This is a genomic window from uncultured Nevskia sp., from assembly GCF_903885465.1.
GTDB lineage: Bacteria > Pseudomonadota > Gammaproteobacteria > Nevskiales > Nevskiaceae > Nevskia.
On sequence record NZ_CAISIQ010000030.1, the window covers coordinates 1 to 3916 of the forward strand.

Below are 3916 nucleotides of genomic sequence, written 5' to 3' on the forward strand. Positions count from 1 at the left end.
CGCATCAGCGCTTCGCCGAGATGGCCGGCGCTACCAATGACCAGGATTTTCATGCGCGAACAGGCGGCCGGGATTGACAAGAATTTCATCCCGGGCCACGTACAAGTGCAAGCATGGCGGCGGCGAATGATCGGCGGACTTTTTGCGAGCCTCGGTCTACGGTCTCCAGGCGCAGCCGGAACCGGTTCAAAATGCGACCCGTCGGCACCGTCTAAGGGTCTGCAAAGCAACGCAGACCAGCCTCCTCGTGATCGGCATCAGATCGATCCAAACAGCACAGGGAAATAACAAAAATGTTCGTGAAACCTCGTCAATCGTTGCGATTCGCCGCACTCGGCTTGTCCGTGCTCGGCATCGTCCCCGGCATCGCTGCCGCCAACCAGGGCTGGTATCTGGGCCTTGAAGGCGGTGCGAATTTCGTTCGTGACCAGAACTTCAAGATCTATGGCGCCAACGGCCTGCTGGTATCCGCTCCGGACGGCACCAAGGTCAGCGATGTCAGCTTCGACACCGGTTACGTCGCCGGCCTGGTCGGCGGCTATGGCTTCGGCTCGGGCCTCAAGCTGGAGCTGGAATTCGCGCGCCGCGATAACGATTTCAAGCGCGTGCTGTTGCAGAACGGCCAGCCGTCGCAGCGCGTCGGCGGCCGCGAGTTCGCCGATCTGGCCTTCGCCAACATCTGGTACGACTTCTTCCCGTCGTGGCGCGTGCATCCCTACATCGGCGGTGGTGCCGGCATCGTGCGGGTCGCGGTTCGTGATCCGGCAGTCGACAGCGTCGGCCTGTTCCAGGATGGCTCGGCACTGCGCAGCGATTTCGACGCGGTCTTCGCCTTCCAGGCCGGCGGCGGCCTGCGCTTCGATCTGACTCGCAGCCTGACTGCGTCCATCGACTACCGCTATCTGCGCAGCAACGTCGGCCAGTTCGATCTGCTGGTCAACAATCCGGAAAGCCACGTCGAAACCCGCTACGAATCGCATGCGGCGCTGTTCTCGCTGCGCTATCACTTCGGCGCGGCACCTGCCGCACCAGCCGAGGCGCCGGTGGAACCGGTGCAGATCGTGCCGGTCGAGGTGGCAGCCGAGCCGGTAGTCGAGCCAGCTCCGAAGCCGCGCTGCGAGCCCTCCGGCCCGAACGGCGAGATGGAGCTTGGCGGCTGCGCCGTCGGCGATGTGCTGGTGCTGCGCGGCGTCAACTTCGACACTGCCAAATCGACCCTGACGCTGAACGCCAAGGCGCTGCTCGATGGCGTTGCGGTCGCGCTGGCCAAGCACACGGACATCAAGGTCGCGGTGCAGGGTCATACCGACAGCCGCGGCTCCGATGCCTACAACCTGCGTCTGTCCGAGCAGCGTGCGCAGTCGGCTCGTGAGTACCTGATCAGCAAGGGTATCGACGCCGGCCGGATGACTGCCGCCGGCTTCGGCGAAACCATGCCGATCGCCGACAACAAGACCGTCGATGGCCAAGAGCTGAACCGGCGTGTCGAGCTGAAGGTGGTCGAGCGCGGCACCGCAGAACCCGCACCGACGCCTTGAGGGTCTAAAAAGCGCGGGGCGTCGCGGAGAGAGGCTGCCGTATCATGGCGGCGATCCTCTCCGCGCCGCCCCCGTGACTGCCACACCCCCGCTGCAAGCTCGTTTTGACCTGATCCGTGACCAGCTCCTGCTGCGCGATGCCGCGCGGCTGGGGCGCTCCGTGGCCGGCGCTCGAGGCAATCCGAAGTTCGACACGGCGCGTTTCGAGAAGGACGTCGAAGCCGCGCTGCTCGCCGCCGAGAACCGTGCCCGGCTGCGGCCAGCGACGATCAACTATCCGGCCGAGTTGCCGGTGGTGCAGGCCAGGGACGAACTGCTGAAGGCGATCGCCGAGCATCAGGTGGTCGTGCTCTGCGGCGAGACTGGTTCCGGCAAGACGACACAATTGCCGAAGCTTTGTCTGGAGCTTGGCCGTGGCCTGCGCGGCTTGATCGGCCACACCCAGCCGCGCCGTCTCGCGGCCCGCAGTGTCGCCAATCGCATCGCCTCGGAACTCGATACCAGGCTTGGCGAACTGGTCGGCTACGAAACCCGCTTCGATCGCCGCGTGTCCGAACGCAGTCTCGTGAAGCTGATGACCGACGGCATCCTGCTCGCCGAACTGAGCCGTGATCGCGAGCTGCTGGCTTACGACACGATCATCATCGACGAGGCCCACGAGCGCAGCCTCAACATCGATTTCCTGCTTGGCTGGCTGAAGCGCCTGCTGCCGCGCCGGCCCGAGCTGAAGCTGATCATCACCTCGGCAACGCTCGATCCGGAAAAACTCGCCAGGCACTTCGCCAACCAGCGCGGTGAACCGGCGCCGATCCTGCTCGTCGAAGGCCGCACCTATCCGGTCGAGATGCGCTATCGCGAGCCGGATCAGGACGACGATCTTGAAGGCCAGGTCGCATCCGGCATCGATTCGCTGTGGCAGTCAGGACGGGTTGGCGACACGCTGGTCTTCCTGCCGGGCGAGCGCGAGATCAACGATCTTGCCCGCTCCTTGCCCAGCCGCTTTCCGCGCGCCGAAGTGTTGCCGCTGTATTCGCGGCTGCCGGCCGAGAAGCAGGACAAGGTGTTTTCCAGCGGCGGCGCGCCGCGCATCGTGCTGGCCACCAACGTCGCCGAAACCTCGGTGACCGTGCCCGGCATCCGTTACGTCATCGATACCGGTACCGCGCGAGTCAACCGCTTCTCGCCGAGGCTCGGCGTGCAGCAGTTGCAGATCGAAGCGGTGTCGCAGGCAGCGGCGAATCAGCGCGCCGGCCGTTGTGGTCGCGTCGGTCCCGGCATCGCGCTGCGCCTCTACGATCAGCAGAATTTCGATACCCGGCCGCCGTTCACCGATCCGGAAATCCTTCGCTCGAATCTGGCCGGCGTGATCCTGCAGATGGCCACGCTCGGCCTCGGTGATGTCGAGGATTTCCCCTGGCTCGATGCGCCCGATGGCCGCCACATCGCCGACGGTTACCGCCTGCTGCAGACCTTGGGCGCGCTCGACGACGACAAGCGCATCACCCCGCTCGGCCGCGAGCTGGGCCGGCTGCCGCTCGATCCGCGCATCGCCCGCATCGCCCAGGCCGGCCGCGGCACGGCGTATCGCGAACACGTCTGGGTGCTGGCGGCGGCGCTATCGGTGCAGGACCCGCATGACGTGCCGCCGGACCAGCAGAACGCCGCACGCCTGAAGCACGCTGAGTGGCGGCACGCGAAGTCCGACTACTTCACCTTGCTGAACCTGTGGGCGCGCTATCAGCAGTGGAGCGCCAACGCCTCCAATCGCCAGCTGCGCAAGCTGTGCAAGGAGCACTTCGTCAGCTATCTGCGGATGGAGGAGTGGGAGTCGGTCTACAGGCAGATCCTGGATATGTTGGCGAAGCAGGACGCCGACAAGCCGAAGACGGAGCAGCCGCTCGACAAGCTCTACACCGACATCCACAAATGCCTGCTCGCCGGCCTGATCGATCACATCGGCCAGAAGGTTCTCGAAAAGCCGGAGTTCAACGGGCCTCGCGGCCGACGCTTCAAACTGTTTCCGGCGTCGACGATCGCCAAGAAGCCGCCGCCGTGGATCATGAGTGCGCAGTTGGCCCAGACCAGCCAGCTGTTCGGCCGCATCAACGCTGAAATCCAGCCGGAATGGCTCGCGGACGTAGCACCGCATCTGGTCAAGCGCGTGCTGCAGGACCCGGTCTGGCACGCCGATCGCGGCGAAGTCACGGCGATGGAAGTGGTCACCTTGTTCGGCATGCAGGTGCTGCGGCGCGCCCGCCACTACGGCAAGGACGAACCGGCGAAGGCACGCGAGATCTTCATCCGCGAAGCGCTGGTCAGAGGCGACATGCCGAACAAGCCGGCGTTCCTCGAGAAGAACCTCGCGCTGCTCGATGAAG

The 3916-nt window shown here is 65.2% G+C and carries 2 protein-coding genes; both read left to right on the plus strand.

The features are described 5' to 3' along the window. Window positions 1-299 precede the first annotated feature (299 nt). Window positions 300-1538, plus strand: a complete 1239-nt coding sequence (locus QZY06_RS01070; RefSeq protein ID WP_295679068.1) for an OmpA family protein — start codon at window positions 300-302, stop codon at window positions 1536-1538. A 73-nt stretch (window positions 1539-1611) separates the two neighbouring features. Beyond that, window positions 1612-3916 (plus strand): ATP-dependent RNA helicase HrpA (gene hrpA / locus QZY06_RS01075; protein ID WP_295679070.1); only part of this gene is annotated, 2305 nt, incomplete at its 3' end.